The organism is Janibacter sp. CoH_79_TC_3, assembly GCF_058197955.1.
Genome location: NZ_JBXWIV010000050.1, coordinates 1 through 969 on the forward strand (window position 1 = coordinate 1; position 969 = coordinate 969).

General features: G+C 42.9%; 1 protein-coding gene. It reads left to right on the forward strand.

All coding sequences use genetic code 11. From position 1 onward, the window contains the following. Window positions 1-722 (forward strand): APC family permease (locus AC2FA3_RS15005; protein ID WP_490510282.1); only part of this gene is annotated, 722 nt, incomplete at its 5' end. Between the last annotated feature and the right edge of the window lie 247 nt (window positions 723-969).

Sequence of the window (969 nt, forward strand, 5' to 3'; positions counted from 1 at the left end):
CTCAGGAGTATAATGTCGTGTTTTCATTGTCGTATTCTCTCAGAATATTAGGTCTCCGACAATACCGGGGCGGTTCACAAGGCTCAACTTTAGCAACTGCGGACGCCATGACCAACGCGTGGCATGGTAAATGGGCAGGTATCTTACTTGTGATTGGTGGAGTGCTTGGTATTTTATCCAGTTGGAATGCGTTCTTGATTGGTGGTAGTCGTCTATTATACGCCATGTCAAAAGCACATATGCTGCCTGCATTTTTGGGTAAGCTGCATCCAAAGTATAATACTCCGAAAAATGCTATTTTGTTGATTGGTGGCCTTGCCACCTTAGCGCCACTATTTGGTCGTAAAATGCTGGTATGGATTGTAGATGCTGGTGGTTTTGGTATTGTTATTGCTTATACTTGTGTTGCCATCTCTTTCTTAGTGCTACGCTATCGTGAACCTGATATGGTTCGTCCTTTTAAAGTACCGGCAGGTAAGCTTGTGGGTGTGGTTACCATAGTTTTAGGATTTGGTCTCCTCACATTGTATATGCCAGGTATGCCATCAGCGCTTACCGCTATTGAGTGGTGGATATTCTTTGGCTGGACAGCACTTGGCATCGCACTATATGGTTACGCCGTAGTGAAATACCCTGGTATTAGTGAAGCAATTATGGCAGAAGAACTACGTGAATTAAAAATTGTCAATCAGCTATGGTTAAAAGATAATCCGCCTAAATAGTAGACTAGTAGTTAATTCCACTGTAAATAAAAAAGCCTGTAAAGTGAACTGACCCCCATAAGTTGGACGCAACTTATGGGGGTCAGTTCACTCTTGGTGGTTTTTTATGATCGACGGTTTTAGACACTACATTTTTCGTTGCTGGCATACGTTGAGTTTTGTCAGAATTTCTAGTATTGACATACTCCCGCCACTTTCGCCAAGCTCAAGTGGGGGATTCTAAAAGCGTTAGCGCTTAGGCGACTTT